The organism is Priestia sp. MDV22-iso46 (assembly GCF_058629175.1).
Genome location: NZ_JBZVWT010000001.1, coordinates 525,435 through 539,539 on the forward strand (window position 1 = coordinate 525,435; position 14,105 = coordinate 539,539).

14 protein-coding genes, 1 tRNA gene and 1 riboswitch are annotated in these 14,105 nt (G+C 35.6%); of the genes, 4 read left to right on the plus strand and 11 right to left on the minus strand.

The features are described from left to right. Nucleotides 1–101 precede the first annotated feature (101 nt). A complete protein-coding gene (locus tag AC4NPH_RS02775; RefSeq protein ID WP_029321870.1) occupies nucleotides 102–1,001 on the plus strand; it encodes a DMT family transporter in 900 nt (299 codons plus the stop codon). A 160-nt stretch (nucleotides 1,002–1,161) separates the two neighbouring features. Here the strand turns inward: AC4NPH_RS02775 and AC4NPH_RS02780 are convergent, their stop codons facing one another. Both AC4NPH_RS02780 and AC4NPH_RS02785 read right to left on the minus strand, forming a co-directional pair. Then, complete coding sequence (locus tag AC4NPH_RS02780; protein WP_255286321.1) at nucleotides 1,162–1,392, minus strand: hypothetical protein; 231 nt, start codon at nucleotides 1,390–1,392, stop codon at nucleotides 1,162–1,164. A gap of 179 nt (nucleotides 1,393–1,571) precedes the next feature. Next, nucleotides 1,572–2,873, minus strand: a complete 1,302-nt coding sequence (locus AC4NPH_RS02785; protein WP_013057124.1) for a GH25 family lysozyme — start codon at nucleotides 2,871–2,873, stop codon at nucleotides 1,572–1,574. 229 nt (nucleotides 2,874–3,102) lie between these two features. On the opposite strand from AC4NPH_RS02785, the gene AC4NPH_RS02790 reads away from it, so the two are divergent. Both AC4NPH_RS02790 and AC4NPH_RS02795 read left to right on the plus strand, forming a co-directional pair. Next, nucleotides 3,103–3,651 (plus strand): HD domain-containing protein, encoded by a 549-nt coding sequence (locus AC4NPH_RS02790; RefSeq protein ID WP_063671633.1) that lies wholly within the window; start codon nucleotides 3,103–3,105, stop codon nucleotides 3,649–3,651. Between the two features lie 106 nt (nucleotides 3,652–3,757). After that, a tRNA-Ala gene (locus tag AC4NPH_RS02795) sits at nucleotides 3,758–3,829 on the plus strand. Nucleotides 3,830–3,946: 117 nt separating this feature from the next. Here the strand turns inward: AC4NPH_RS02795 and AC4NPH_RS02800 are convergent. The 4 genes from AC4NPH_RS02800 to AC4NPH_RS02815 all read right to left on the minus strand — a co-directional run bounded on the left by AC4NPH_RS02800 (nucleotide 3,947) and on the right by AC4NPH_RS02815 (nucleotide 6,985). Then, a complete protein-coding gene (locus tag AC4NPH_RS02800) occupies nucleotides 3,947–4,096 on the minus strand; it encodes a hypothetical protein (RefSeq protein ID WP_013057122.1) in 150 nt (49 codons plus the stop codon). Between the two features lie 863 nt (nucleotides 4,097–4,959). Continuing rightward, nucleotides 4,960–5,181 carry a DUF6143 family protein gene (locus AC4NPH_RS02805; RefSeq protein WP_041816565.1) on the minus strand — a complete coding sequence of 74 codons (222 nt, stop codon included), beginning with the start codon at nucleotides 5,179–5,181 and terminating at the stop codon, nucleotides 4,960–4,962. A 19-nt stretch (nucleotides 5,182–5,200) separates the two neighbouring features. Continuing rightward, complete coding sequence (locus AC4NPH_RS02810) at nucleotides 5,201–5,653, minus strand: hypothetical protein (RefSeq protein ID WP_013057120.1); 453 nt, start codon at nucleotides 5,651–5,653, stop codon at nucleotides 5,201–5,203. A 132-nt stretch (nucleotides 5,654–5,785) separates the two neighbouring features. Beyond that, nucleotides 5,786–6,985, minus strand: a complete 1,200-nt coding sequence (locus tag AC4NPH_RS02815; protein ID WP_013057119.1) for a phosphoglycerate dehydrogenase — start codon at nucleotides 6,983–6,985, stop codon at nucleotides 5,786–5,788. A gap of 168 nt (nucleotides 6,986–7,153) precedes the next feature. Then, a riboswitch (ZMP/ZTP riboswitch) is annotated at nucleotides 7,154–7,232 on the minus strand. 210 nt (nucleotides 7,233–7,442) lie between these two features. On the opposite strand from AC4NPH_RS02815, the gene htpG reads away from it, so the two are divergent. Then, nucleotides 7,443–9,320, plus strand: a complete 1,878-nt coding sequence (htpG, locus tag AC4NPH_RS02820; protein ID WP_063671631.1) for a molecular chaperone HtpG — start codon at nucleotides 7,443–7,445, stop codon at nucleotides 9,318–9,320. Nucleotides 9,321–9,427: 107 nt separating this feature from the next. Here the strand turns inward: htpG and AC4NPH_RS02825 are convergent, their stop codons facing one another. From AC4NPH_RS02825 to AC4NPH_RS02845, 5 genes are all read right to left on the minus strand, one after another. Beyond that, the gene (locus AC4NPH_RS02825; RefSeq protein ID WP_255286322.1) at nucleotides 9,428–9,910 is read right to left on the minus strand and encodes a tubby C-terminal domain-like protein; all 483 of its coding nucleotides are present in this window, start codon (nucleotides 9,908–9,910) and stop codon (nucleotides 9,428–9,430) included. Nucleotides 9,911–9,965: 55 nt separating this feature from the next. Next, nucleotides 9,966–10,772, minus strand: coding sequence for a DUF817 domain-containing protein (locus AC4NPH_RS02830; RefSeq protein WP_063671629.1), 807 nt, complete (start codon nucleotides 10,770–10,772; stop codon nucleotides 9,966–9,968). Nucleotides 10,773–10,920: 148 nt separating this feature from the next. Continuing rightward, nucleotides 10,921–12,357, minus strand: coding sequence for a 4-hydroxyphenylacetate 3-monooxygenase, oxygenase component (hpaB, locus tag AC4NPH_RS02835; RefSeq protein WP_098196503.1), 1,437 nt, complete (start codon nucleotides 12,355–12,357; stop codon nucleotides 10,921–10,923). A 139-nt stretch (nucleotides 12,358–12,496) separates the two neighbouring features. Beyond that, nucleotides 12,497–12,859: a group I truncated hemoglobin gene (locus AC4NPH_RS02840; protein WP_025751868.1), complete on the minus strand. Its 363-nt coding sequence runs from the start codon at nucleotides 12,857–12,859 to the stop codon at nucleotides 12,497–12,499. 224 nt (nucleotides 12,860–13,083) lie between these two features. Further along, complete coding sequence (locus AC4NPH_RS02845) at nucleotides 13,084–13,941, minus strand: SMP-30/gluconolactonase/LRE family protein (RefSeq protein WP_053487279.1); 858 nt, start codon at nucleotides 13,939–13,941, stop codon at nucleotides 13,084–13,086. Nucleotides 13,942–14,105 lie beyond the last annotated feature (164 nt).

Below are 14,105 nucleotides of genomic sequence, written 5' to 3' on the forward strand. Positions count from 1 at the left end.
TGCTTTTAAACTGGTTGAAGACATTTTATCAAATGTTTATTAACATGGGAACCGCAATAGATACTGGTTGGATTAAAAATAAAAAATGGAGATGAATAGACATGAAATTAACGTTTAGTCTGGTGTTCTTACATATACTGATGATTAGCTTATGGGCTTCAGCATTTCCAGTTATTCAAATAGGGCTAGAATCGTTTTCTCCTCAGCACCTCGCTTTTGTTCGGTTAAGTATTGCTTCTTTAGTGCTGTTAGTTATTGCAATAGCCACACACATGCGCTTGCCTGATATAAAAGATATTCCATTTCTTTTAGCACTCGGTTTTTTAGGTTTTACCGTATATCACACGGCATTAAACATTGGGGAAAAAACGGTGAGTGCGGGTATTGCGAGTTTACTGGTCTCGACTACTCCTATTTTTTCTTCGCTTTTAGCTATTTTTCTTTTTCAGGAGGAGTTCGGAAAAAGAAAATGGGTTGGATCTGCAGTAAGCTTTGCAGGTGTTGCACTTTTAACCTTCAGCAAAGAGAATTTTGTACACTCAGTTAATGGAATCTTACTGATTCTGCTAGCTGCCCTTGCAGAAAGCATCTATATAGTATGTCAAAAAAATTTATTGAAAAAGTATGGTTTCCTTTCTTTTGTGACGTACAGTATTTGGGGAGCTACAATTTCTATGCTTGTTTTTTTACCTGGGTTAGAAACGGAACTTGCACATATCTCTGTCAGATCAGCAATAAGCGTGATATATTTAGGATTATTTCCAACCGTTATTCCCTATATGGTACTCGCTTATCTGACATCGCGTATAGGTTCTGCTGAGGCTGCCATTTCTCTTTACTTAACTCCTGCGCTGTCCTTTTTCTTAGCGTGGCTGCTTTTAAAAGATATCCCGAGTGCAGCTTCCATTGTTGGAAGCATCATTACGTTATGCGGCGTGTTGCTTACACATAGTAAAAGAAAAGTAGTGGTAAAAGAGACAAAGTTCACAATGCAAAGGTAATGTGTATGTTTTAAGGAATTCTCTTAGATGCTATGTGTTTTATTTATATATTTTATTTAGAACATACTTTAATTTCTTCTTTTTGCAGTTTAATTAATAATTAATAAAAAAGCGCCTTTCTTTAATCTTGGTTTAAGATTTAAAGAAAGGCGCTGCTTTTTTATGTAGTTTCTAATTCTGCTTTTATTTTCCCAGCCACTGCGTGAGTCAGCTGCTGAAGATCGTAAATCTCTTCTCCTGAAAGTACTACATGTCCGTTTAAAACATGGTTATGTTTATATACTCGATACGTCACTTCAATATTTTTTATCGCACGCTCTACTTCGTCATTCACCATAATGCTTTCGTAGTGGTAGGACAGTGTTTCAATTCGAATCTGCGTATTTTTCATATTCATTCACCCTCCATGAGCTGTTGACTAAAAATATGACTGCTACAGGTGAACTATACATAGAATCTTTTTGGTTACCACTTCTTTTATTATTTAGAACATATTTTAATTACTTAATTGATGTCTGCTATCTTTTTTATTAAATCCCAAGACAAAATCCCACTCCGAAGAGCGGGGTTTTATTGTTTATAATACCAGCCTTTTTTATCTAAAAACTGCTTAACTTTTACAAAATCTAGTCCAGCTGCTGTGATTTTAGCTGATGGATTACCTATTGCATTTACATGTAATTCACTGTCAATTCCTTCATTTTTTAAGAAAGCACGAAATTCCGCTTCCATGTCTTTACTTAATCCACCTGTTTTAATTGTAACTGAGATAGGTTCTACATCTTTTATTTGCACAAATCCACCTGGCACAGCCCATGCTGCATACGTATAGCCATATACGCTAAATATCGTATCTTTTTTTATAGTTCTGAAATTCTCTGTTACATTCGCATACTTATAGACCTCAATATCCTTCTTCGCCTTTACTTGGAAAGAATATTTATCTCCCAGTGAAGTAACCTTCGGTAATGATTCTTCTATAGGATTACTTATACCTTTAAGCAATTCCATCATTTTAGCCAATGTTCTTTCATCAGCTTTTCCAGTTGACGTTAATCCATACTTTTCTTGAAAAGCTTTAACAGCTGCAGTAGTTTCATTTCCATATTGACCATCGGTTCCGTGTTGAGAAAGGTCAAATCCTAATTTAGTTAAATTTTGCTGCAGTTCTTTTACAGCTAGTCCGCTATCACCTTGCTGTAATTGTGCTGATGGCTTATTATTTTCCACCACCGTAACACCTGTATTAATACTATTAAAGAAATCGAGATCCATTTCGTTAATATCAACATTTCCGTTAATTCCTTTTACCTTTCCTTGATCTGTATATTGGAACATAGCCCATCTATTCCAAATCGCTGTATTCCCCGGATTAGCAAACCCCTTAGAACGGTTACTTCCACTGTACCGGGCTACCCATAGCGGATATTTTGCTACAGCGCTTGTAAAGTTGGATTTAATAAAACTATATCCCGTGTAAAGAATAGGTGTAATGCTTGTTTTCTTTTCAATATACTCCATCCATCTAACTGCAAAGGCTGTGACCTGCGCTTTTGTTTTCCCTTTGTTTTCTTCCAAATCTAAGCAATGAGGCAAATCAACCTTCATGCTGCCCAACTTATTTAAAAAGAAATTAACTTCTGCAATAGGATCATTATCAGCATGAGCAAAGTGATAAAAGCCTACACGTAGACCTGCATTTTTTGCTCCTATATAATTATCATATGATTTTTTATCTAAGAAGGTTGTGCCTTCTGTTAATTTAATATACGCGCCTTTTACACCATCCGACGCCACTTTTGCCCAATCAATTGTTCCGTTGTGATGAGAAACATCAATGACCTTAATATTTTGATTATTACGGTTTTGCATTGCTATCACTCCTTCATACAAACTATGAATAAAAAAGGAAATGGCAACTGATACAGGCCTATTAAATAGATATTAGGCTTTATAAAAAACCGTACAATAACAAGGGCTTTTAATAGCCTTACCTTATTATGAGAAATGAATTTGCGCAATTTTATAAAGTGAGGAGAGCTATATTCGTTTATACTAATAATATGAAGATATACTGTATAAAAAAAAGTGGAGGAATATGATGTCTTTAATAAAAGAAGCACTTAGATATGCAGAACACGCTCATAGCGGCCAAATGCGCAAGCTGTCCGATACACCTTATATTGTTCACCCTATTAACGTAGGTAATATTTTAGAAAAAGCGGGTTTTAGTGAAGAAGTAATTGCAGCAGCTTATCTGCATGATGCTGTAGAAGATACAAGTGTAACACTCGAAGAAATTGTACAAAGATTTGGTTTAGAGGTAGCGGGGATTGTTGAAGCTCATACAGAAAACAAATCAAAAAGCTGGGAAGAACGTAAACAGCATACAATTCAAATTGTGAAAACTGGTTCTCTTGAAGTGAAATCTTTAATTGTAGCAGATAAATTAGACAATTTACGGTCTTTAAAAGAAAGCTACGATCAGCAAGGAGATACGATTTGGAATAGCTTTAAAAGAGGATTCGAAAAGCAGAAATGGTACTACGAATCCATCAGCAAATACGCTGCAAAAGGATTGGAACCAAGCCAAATTCCAAGCTTTTTTTATACGTACAAACAAGAAGTAAATGATTTTTTTAGAAGTTAATATTCATATGAAGAAATTAGAAAACACTGAAAATAACTATTGCGAACGCGCGGCATACGTATTAAAATATAGTAGAGTCAACACGCAATAAAGGCTCTACATAATCGGGACTGTAGTTCAGTGGGAGAATACTTGTCTGGCAGACAAGGGGTCGTGGGTTCGAATCCCATCAGTTCCATAAAACCAGTCGTATCAAGAGTTTAAAATACTTTAAAACTCTGCAGGATGGAATGGTTGCAATACTATTTCATCTGACCTCTTCATGATTTCCATGAAGAGGTTTTTTATTTTCTTTTTACGATTGATCCTCATGATTTTTATGATTATTCTTTTCACTGCTCCTGCTGACAATTTCTCTAAGTTCGCCCTCGTCGCCTTTTGCATTGATGATTTCAAAAAGCTGATTCAGCCCTTCACTTGTTTCATCATTTGGTTCTTTGCCCATTCTATCCCCTCCTTTTGCTTCTAGGATGCCCATTTTTTTCACATTGTTTCATGTGAAAAGCAATTCATCAATATTAATCGGCCGTAAAAGTATACCTTTACGGCCCTTGTGCAATTACTGGTTATACAGATATACTCAATCAATTTCTTAAATTTTGCAGCATTTTATAGGGTTTCTAATACTCATCTATAATGAAATGATCATCACAAACTTCGTTAAAATCGTTCTCTTCGGGGAGATCTACTTCTTTATCTTTAGATATCTCGGTTTCTTGTGTAAATAGTTTAAAAAGCTTGTTTAGCATTATTCCACCTCATATCTTTCATTAATACATTCAGTATGATTAATTTATATGAAGCCAGTATGAATTGAAACTTAAGATAATGTGAATTTAGACATTAACGTGAGATGTTAAGGATGCTTACCCTTACCTGGACAAAAAGGTTACTTCATTCTACAAAGAGGTGATTAGTATATCAGCTGTATTTGGCATTCGTTCTATAACAGTCGTCTTTTTGCTTCCTCCCTGCTGCTATATAAAAAATACGGCATTCGTTTTTTATACAGTGTTAATCGATTTACTATTGTACTAGGTGGCTTAGTTTTATGTATTATCGCTTTAATCCTTGAGTCCTCAACATCCTTAAATACCATTCAAATCGCTTATTTAGTCGGAATTATACTTTTGCTTGCTTTGTTTTTCTTTGGTTATATCCACAATCGAACGAAAAAACGCAAGCTATAAAAAAGAACTTTGTATGCTGCTGCAAAGTTCTTTTCATAAACACTTACTGTTTGTTAAGAACTGTACTAAATATGAAATAGCTCATACACTTCTCATACAATCGCTAAGACCTATTCAGTTAACATTCCTTCTTACGTTTTTTTTCAAAACATCTATATGCAATTTCAGCTTTAATTTCTTTATTTCCCGGAGAAACTAGAAAAATAACGTAGGAACCGTTATTTGAAAAGATAAATTTACCGTCTTCATTACTTACTAATGTCCTCGTCGGCTGCTGGTATATAAACGGATTGTTTTGTAATTTTATATTCCAATGCTTTTTTAATATTTCTACTATCACTTCTTAAAGTAGTAATCACCTATTCTTTTGTGGTCATAAAATGAAGAATCCTTACCTTTTTTTCACAATATTCAACAATTTTATAACAGGTTGTGAGGATATCATGTCTAGACAGTTCTATTTCATCAAATACAAACTTTGAAAGCTGCTTCTGCAGAACCTCCAACTTTTTGCTGTCTTCTTCATCGATCCATAGTCCTTCCGTAATACACACATCTGCTAGTTTATTAATAGATTGAGCCGTCCAGTTTAAGCCGGATGAAGAAACGGTTTTTGTAAGTAAATCATTTTTTATAGCTAGAATAACTTGACACACATGGGTATAGGCATCAACTTTCTTTTGGATAAATGCTTTGCGAAGCTCTTGTTTGTATTGCTCTTTCGACATCACTATAGCTACGACAGACGTAATGAATGTTCCTGCCAGCGCGATGAGCGACCCTATCAAAATTCCTATCAGTTCTCCTGACAAAACGTTCACCTCTTTAAAGGTATTTCTATATGCTATGAGAATAAAGGAAATGATATGAGGTAAACACCATGTAAAAACAGCCCTAACTTAGAAAAGTTAGGGCTGAAACACTAAAATATGATGGGAACCAAATTAGATAATACGACTTGTAATAATTCCTTCAATTTGACCAATTTTTTCTTCTAGCTCAGGCACAATCTCGTCACTTACTTGATTGTCAATATCGATCATTGTATACGCATATTCACCGCGGCTTCTGTTCACCATATCTGCGATGTTTAAATTGTAGTTTGAGAATACTTGCGTAAGTTGTCCTACCATATTCGGCACGTTGTGATGGAAAGCAGCTACGCGTTTTTTCCCAGTGTAAGGAAGAGATGCATTCGGGAAGTTCACTGAGTTTTTAACGTTTCCTGTTTCCAAGAAATTTTTCACTTGACGTGCTGCCATTACCGCGCAGTTTTCTTCTGATTCTTGAGTTGATGCCCCTAAATGAGGAATTGGCACAACATTTTTCATGTTCAAGACATTTTGATTTGGGAAATCTGTAATGTATCGGCCAACTTTTCCACTTTCAAGAGCAGCTTTCATATCTTCTTCGTTTACAAGCTCACCGCGTGAGAAGTTCAAGATATGAACATCTGGTTTCATGATGCTAAACGTTTCTTTATTGAAAACACCTTTTGTATCGTCCGTTAATGGAACGTGAACCGTAATATAGTCAGATGCTGCAAATAGTTCTTCTAGAGACATTGCACGCTGTACGTTGCGAGACAAATTCCAAGCTGTATTAACAGAAATGAATGGATCAAAACCAATTACGTCCATATCTAAATCAAGCGCATCGTTTGCTACAAGAGCACCAATTGCACCTAAACCAATAACGCCTAACGTTTTACCTTTGATTTCTTTTCCAACAAACTGTTTTTTGCCTGCTTCAACTAACTTAGGAATTTGATCACCTTGGCCGTCTAATCCTTTTGTCCATTCAACTCCAGCAAATAAGTTACGAGAAGAAGCCATAATTGTAGTTAAAACCATTTCTTTTACTGCGTTTGCATTAGCTCCTGGCGTATTAAATACAACGATACCTTGCTCCGTGCAAGCGTCCACTGGTATATTATTAACCCCTGCTCCAGCTCGTGCAATAGCTTTTAAATTTTGGTCAAATGCCATGCTGTGCATGTTAAAGCTACGCACGACAATCGCATCTGGGTTTTCGCTGTCATTGTCAATTTGATAACCTTCTTGATTAAAAACATTTAGACCTTTTTGTGCAATGTTGTTTAATGTTTTGATTGTTTGTACTTTTTCCAATGTTAATGTGCTCATTTTGTACTCTCCTCTGATTATCATCGTAGTTTTACATGTTTTTACCTTTGAATAAAGGAACTTCGTTTTTAATTTTTTTAAAAGTCTGGTTTTTTAGCCTACATGTCTGGTAACTTCTATATCCTCTCCCCCTAAACAGAAAGAGGTAAGAGATATGTATTAATCCCTTACCTCTGCCCAGGCGAACGGCTACGTCACTATATGCTTCCTCACGGTTATCCGCGTTTCGCCAGTCACACATAGTCTTTGAAATTAAGTATATTCTAGCAAACTCTTTCAGAACGTTCAACCTTTTTTTAAAAGTTTGCTTTTTTCAGTCTAATTTTTAATCTCTTTAGTGAATCTCCTAATATATTGACAAATATCCTAATACATGTTAAATAAGAAGAGTGATTAGCACTCTATCCACTCAAGTGCTAATTGTTTTACAAGCCCTATTTGGAAAGGAGAACTTCTTATGTCAAAAAAAGAATTCAAAGCCGAATCAAAGCGATTATTAGAGATGATGATTAATTCCATCTATTCTCAAAAAGAAGTATTTTTGAGAGAACTTCTATCAAATTCAAGCGATGCAATCGATAAAATTTATTACAAAGCTTTAACAGACGAGTCCTTGCGTTTTAACAAAGAAAGCTATTACATAAAAGTAACACCAGATAAAACTAACCGTATCTTAACCATTACGGATACTGGGATTGGCATGACGCAAGAAGAGCTTGAAAGCAGCTTGGGCACAATTGCGCGAAGCGGTTCCCTTGCGTTTAAAAACGAAAATGAAACAAAGGACGGGCACACGATTATCGGCCAATTCGGCGTTGGGTTTTACGCAGCGTTTATGGTGGCAGATGTCGTAACGGTGATTAGTAAAGCGTTAGGCAGCGGTGAAGCCTATAAATGGGAATCTACTGGTGCCGATGGTTATACAATCGAACCTTGCGAAAAAGAAACGGTTGGGACTCAAATCATTTTAAAAATTAAAGAAAATACAGAAGATGAAACATATGATGAGTATCTAGAAGAGTATCGTTTAAAAGAGATCATTAAAAAGTATTCAGACTTTATCCGCTACCCGATTAAAATGGACATAACGGAAAAACGTCCTAAAGAAGGTTCTGATAACGAGCTAGAAGATTATACAGAAGAGCAAGTTATCAACAGTATGGTACCGATCTGGAAGAAAAACAAAAATGAATTGACTTCAGAAGACTATGAGCAGTTTTATTCAGAAAAGCGCTACGGATTTGATAAACCGCTCACTCACCTTCATATTAATGTGGATGGAACGATTCGCTACAATGCCATTTTATTTATTCCAGAAAATAGTCCGTTTGACTACTACTCAAAAGAATTTGAAAAAGGGCTTGAACTGTATTCAAACGGCGTCTTAATTATGAATAAATGTGCAGACCTTCTTCCAGATTACTTTAGCTTTGTAAAAGGTATGGTAGATTCTGAAGATTTATCTCTTAATATTTCACGTGAAATTTTGCAGCAAGACCGCCAGCTTCAGCTGATTGCCAAAAACATCGGCAAGAAAATCAAAAATGAATTAAAAAGCTTGCTTAAAAACGAACGTGAAAAGTTCGAGAAGTTTTATAAATCATTTGGCCGCCAGCTGAAGTACGGCGTTTACAGTGACTTTGGCAGCAACAAAGACGTATTAAAAGACCTGCTTTTATTCTATTCTTCTACAGAGAAAAAGCTCGTAACACTAGATGAGTATGTATCGCGCATGCCTGAGGATCAAAAGTATATCTATTATGCATCAGGCGAATCGTACGACCGAATTGAAAAACTTCCTCAAGCAGAATTGGTTGCAGATAAAGGGTACGAAATTCTGTATTTTACAGAAGATATCGATGAATTTGCCATTAAAATGTTAATGACGTACGAAGAAAAAGAATTTAAATCTGTTTCAAGCAGTAACTTAGGGATTGAAGCAGAAGAAGAACAGATCAATGAGTCTGAGGAAAGAGAAAATAAAGAGCTATTTGACTATATGAAAAAAGCTTTGGCGGGAAAAGTAGGAGATGTCCGCGCGTCTAAACGTTTAAAAACACATCCCGTTTGCTTATCAGCTGATGGTGAAGTAACGATTGAAATGGAGAAAATTTTAAGTGCTATGCCTGATAATCAGCATGTAAAAGCAGAAAAAGTGTTAGAAATTAACGTAAATCATGATGTATTCGCTTCTTTAAAAGATGCATTTGAAAATGATAAAGGGAAATTAGACCTTTATACAAATTTATTATATAACCAAGCTCTTCTAATTGAAGGCTTATCTATTAGTGATCCCGTTGAATTCACAAATGATATTTGTAAAATCATGATATAAAAATCAGGCGCAGAATCATTCTGCGCCTGATTATATGTATGGCATAATAAAAGTAGTTATATAGTAAGAAGCGATAAAAATGGGTACGGGCAGTTCTTCTATTACTCTTATTGAGTGTTTGCCTTCTTTAAAATGAAAAAGGTCTGTTTTAAACTCTGCGACTTTTTCTCTTTTTTGATTAAAATACACGCTTCCTCTACGGCTTCATGACTGCTTAACATGTAGACGTTATTTCCCCATCTAATTTCTTGTTGTCCTTCGTTTTTAATTATTCCTTTACCTAATAGATCCCCCACTGTTTTTCCATTTTCTTTTATCACCCACCGGTGTTTTTTCACGTGATCAATAAGCACCGTTCTTCCTTCCCATTGAACTTGTAAATGTACCTTTAAGCCGCAGGAAAAGATAGGAAACCAAGAAATAGAATCTAAAACTGGAAGTCCATCACGAGTTAAAAAATCAATACTTTTAGTCCACATATTTTTATGCATTCTCTTAAGTTGTCCGACGTTTTCTCCATTTTCATTTGTAACTGCTACGGTCTTCCCCGCTGATTTAAAATAGGGAAGATAAAAAATATATTCTTGCATATAAGCCTCCAAAGATTCTGCACTTCATATTAACAGCGTGTACATAGTTATGTTTCTATCTTTCATATATTTCGTTTGTTTCTTTTGATTTCTTCCTTTGTTTAAATTGGCTTTGATTTTCTTTTAAATGCTTTAGTAAAGCAACAATCAAGAAACTAACAATCACAAGAAGAAGCCAAGAGCTAATTTTACTTATATGAACCATTGTCCACTGCTGCTGTTGATCTGGATACTGCCATGCCCCGAAAAATGTTGCGATATTTTCAGCGATCCAAATGAAAAAGCCAATCAGTATAAAAGACAGTGCTACAGGCATGCGATATGTACGTTTGTTAACCGTAAAATATACAAAAGTTCGATAAAAAATAAGTAAAGTAAAAAGTTTTAAAAACCAGCGGAAGTCGTAAATAAAATGATGCGTGAAAAAATTAAGATAAATAGCCATACTTAGTATACTGACGATCCACGTAGAAGGCCAATTCGTAAGCTTTAATTCAAGCCTTCTCCACACTTGGCACATGTAGCTGGCTACACTAGCATACATAAATCCGCTGTACAGCGGAACACCCCAGACTTTAGTGAAAGCTTTTTCTGGATAGCTCCATGATCCCATATGAACTTTGTAGAGTTCTAACGCTAGTCCAATTAAATGAAATACTGCGATGACTTTTACTTCATCAAGCGTTTCTCGTTTAAACATCACCATTAAAACTTGAGTTCCTAGACAGACTAATAAAATAAGGTCATATCTGGAAATAAACGGTACTTCAATTATTTTTGTCATGGCCAATGTAAGAAAAATGATAACAGGAAAAACACAAGATTTTGCTTGTTCTAAACCAAAATAGATTAATTGCTTCATTGTAACATCCTATCTTTATGGTATTCCTTAGTATTTTCACAGAAATGATTCCCTGAAAATTATTGCAGATTTTTCAAATTTATTCAATAAGCATCTCCGCTGTTTTTGTAACTAAACTATCATACCCAGCGGAGATTCGTTTTCTCCGTTAACTTTTCAAAAAATCGGTTACTCTCTGTACATAGCGCTCTTTATCATAAGATAAGTACAGATAACTGGTTAACTGTACAGGCTCCCCAAAGAAAAAACGTTCATACAGCGTTTCTCTTGTGCCAAACGGACTCATAGTTAAATCCCACGCTAGTCGAAAAAGCTTAATTCGATCTTCTGCCCCTCTTGTTTTAGCTTGCAAATAACGCGTAATATCTTCTTTAACCAATGAGCGGCTCGTATTTTCTGTTGGTATTGCCATTAGTCCGCTTGCACCTAAAAGCTGGATAATCTCTGTAAAGGTAGGATATGTTTTTGAAAATATATTTGCGGCAATACGAAGTGTAGTTTCATTCGGACGCATGTATCCCCATGGATCAATCTCCGCTTCTTCTTCTGCTTTCATCACGAGGGCTTTCATCGTTTCTAACGCAATAATAAGCTCCGTTGCTTTTTCTCGCACATGCGGATAGTCCGTAATGTTAATGGTCTCAATCAGAGATTGTACAATCCCTAATACAAACTCTGTTTTGACAATTCTCCTTGAACTTACTTGATGCAGAGCAAAAGCTGAGAAGGAACTAGAAGAAAGAAATGTATTTGATACGTCTACATTTTCATAGAAAAACACGCGGTTCCACGGTACTAATACATGGTCAAAGACAACAATTGTATCCATTTCTTCAAATCTAGAACTTAATGGATAATCAAACGTCGAATCTTTTCCTGCAAATGATTCTCTACAAATAAATTTAATTCCTTTTGTATTACTTGGAATCGAAAAAGCAAATCCTTTTTCTTTTCCTTGAATGCCCCCTGAAGACAGTACGAGTAGCTCATCCGTCATTCCACCCTGTGTAGCAAGCAGTTTCGCGCCTTGGATAACGATTCCCTCATTGTTTTTATCAACTATTTTTGCTGCTATCGGTTCGTCGTTTTGCTCGTAATAAAATTGGATTCGATTGACTTGAGGATCGATGAATGTATGAGTGAGCGATAAGTCGTGCTCTCTCACATATTCATAATAAGAAATGATGTTTTCAGGAAAGCAATTTTCTGTTCCTCTCAGGAGTTCTGCAGAGGATGCAAAAGCCATCAATACGGTATTCATATAATCTGGACTTCTTCCCATCATGCCATGGGTTAATTGCGCCCATTGCTGAGTCATCTCTCGTCTTTTTTTTAACTCTTCTTTTGTTTTAGGCTGTAAATAAGATGTACCAACGAATTTCTTAGAAGCCGGAGATTGGTATGTCATGATATCTTTGATTTTTTTATCATGCTGAAGATCATAAAGCTTAGCTTGACTGTTAATGGCTCCTTTAAAAGCCGGATGTTCTGATATATCGCCTGTTACGAGCTTGCCATCAACCCATACATTTGCTTTTAATTGATTAATTCTCTCTACGTATTGCTTCCCATTAATTGCTGACATACTCCCACTCCCAGACTTTCGATGAATATTTTCACCTATTGCATTTTTATCATATTACGATGTCTTTTCCATGTTTCCTTCCTACATCACAGCTTTGAGCATAAAAAAAGAAGGTCACAGTAACCTTCTTTTTTATGATTTATTTATATTGAATATCATTTCTTAGGGATTCAACTTTACTTAATGCTTGGTCAATATCAGGCTCTTCAACATTAAAGTGAGCAAGTGCATCGTGAAGATGCTTAGCAATTGCATTAAAATGTTCGGGTTGAATATTCATATTTGCATGTGCTTTGGCCATGGACTTTCCTGAATATTGATTCGGGCCACCTAAGGCAAAACTTATAAACTTGGCTTGATGTCGACGCTGTTTATCCATGTCCGTATGCTCGAAAAAGTGACTGACCGTTTCGTCTTTTAATACGAGTTCAGAATAAAAATAATCAACTACTTTTTCAATAGCTTCTTGTCCGCCCACTTTTTCATACAATGTTTGTTCCAAAACAATTCCTCCTTTTGTACCTTTCCCCATTATTACCCAACAGAAGTGTTCATATTCTTTAAAAGGCTTCTTTATGGAAATTCGTTGTCCCCATATTTTATTCCTCTTCCACATAAAGAATAAAATGTAAAGAAGTGAACACAATGTAAAGGAATTGTAGAAGCTGCATGTAAAATCTCTCGTTACTGGTCTTTAGGAATCATTACATTTTGATAAGCGCTTATCTAATATACGTAAGTATAAGCCGGCACGCCTTTTACTCCTACTCGGCATGAAAAAAGAGAGCCGGCAGCTTCTTCGTATTTTTCTTCTTCCTTAGCTGTGGTGATAAATAAGGTTTGTAAATCGTCTCCTCCAAATGTACAGCAGGTTACATTGGAAACAGGAAGATGAATAGATTCTATAATTTCTCCTTTATCTGGATCTACACAAATAACTTTGGAACCTCCCCAAAGCGCTACCCATAATCGGTCGTGTTCATCAATTGTCATTCCATCAGGAAACCCGTCCATATCTGAAAGGTCAATCACCACTTTTTCATCTTCGAGCCTTGTTGTTTCTTTCGAAAATGAATAAGACATAATTTTATTTTTCGGTGAATCGACTAGAAAGAATTTGTCTCCTGTTCGATTCCAAGCTAGCCCGTTTGACACGCTTAATCCTTCTTTAGCACTCTTAATTACACCTTTTTCATCTACTACGTACAGCTGGGCTTTTCCTTCTTCATCTTCTTCACTCATCGTTCCAATCCAAAAGCGATTATATGGATCACATTTCCCGTCATTAAAACGCATGGTTTTTTCAAGAGTATCTAAACGGATATACTCTTCATGATTCTTTTTGTTTTTATCAACTAAAAGCAGCTGATTATGGGTGGAGACAATCAATTTTGAATGATTGGTTTTAGAAACGCTTGTAACGACTGAAGGAAGAGTAATATCTTCTAAGGTTGTCGTTTTTGGATCGTACGTAAGAAGCTTTTTATCTAAGATGTCTACTAGTACTAATTTTTGATTTTCTTCATCCCATAGGGGTCCTTCAAGCAAACGGCCATCGTACTTTTTTTCAATTTTTGCTTCCATTTTTAAGCTCCTTTTTCGTTTTTATGTACAACCATTTTTTTTATAATCGCTTTCTCAAAAAAATATTCTTTTAAACAAATTAAAAAAGCTAGGAATATCTTTCCTTTTTCATAAATACCCGTTGTATGACATTCTTTAAACACGAGGTTCTAAGAGAATCTTTT

Coding starts and splice junctions, on each gene's coding strand:
- AC4NPH_RS02775 (WP_029321870.1), top strand. CDS start 102: ATGAAATTAACGTTTAGTCTGGTGTTCTTACATATACTGATGATTAGC.
- hpaB (WP_098196503.1), bottom strand. CDS start 12,357: ATGTCAGCAATTAATGGGAAGCAATACGTAGAGAGAATTAATCAATTA.
- AC4NPH_RS02830 (WP_063671629.1), bottom strand. CDS start 10,772: ATGAAGCAATTAATCTATTTTGGTTTAGAACAAGCAAAATCTTGTGTT.
- htpG (WP_063671631.1), top strand. CDS start 7,443: ATGTCAAAAAAAGAATTCAAAGCCGAATCAAAGCGATTATTAGAGATG.
- AC4NPH_RS02825 (WP_255286322.1), bottom strand. CDS start 9,910: ATGCAAGAATATATTTTTTATCTTCCCTATTTTAAATCAGCGGGGAAG.
- AC4NPH_RS02800 (WP_013057122.1), bottom strand. CDS start 4,096: ATGGGCAAAGAACCAAATGATGAAACAAGTGAAGGGCTGAATCAGCTT.
- AC4NPH_RS02815 (WP_013057119.1), bottom strand. CDS start 6,985: ATGAGCACATTAACATTGGAAAAAGTACAAACAATCAAAACATTAAAC.
- AC4NPH_RS02780 (WP_255286321.1), bottom strand. CDS start 1,392: ATGAAAAATACGCAGATTCGAATTGAAACACTGTCCTACCACTACGAA.
- AC4NPH_RS02785 (WP_013057124.1), bottom strand. CDS start 2,873: ATGCAAAACCGTAATAATCAAAATATTAAGGTCATTGATGTTTCTCAT.
- AC4NPH_RS02790 (WP_063671633.1), top strand. CDS start 3,103: ATGTCTTTAATAAAAGAAGCACTTAGATATGCAGAACACGCTCATAGC.
- AC4NPH_RS02845 (WP_053487279.1), bottom strand. CDS start 13,941: ATGGAAGCAAAAATTGAAAAAAAGTACGATGGCCGTTTGCTTGAAGGA.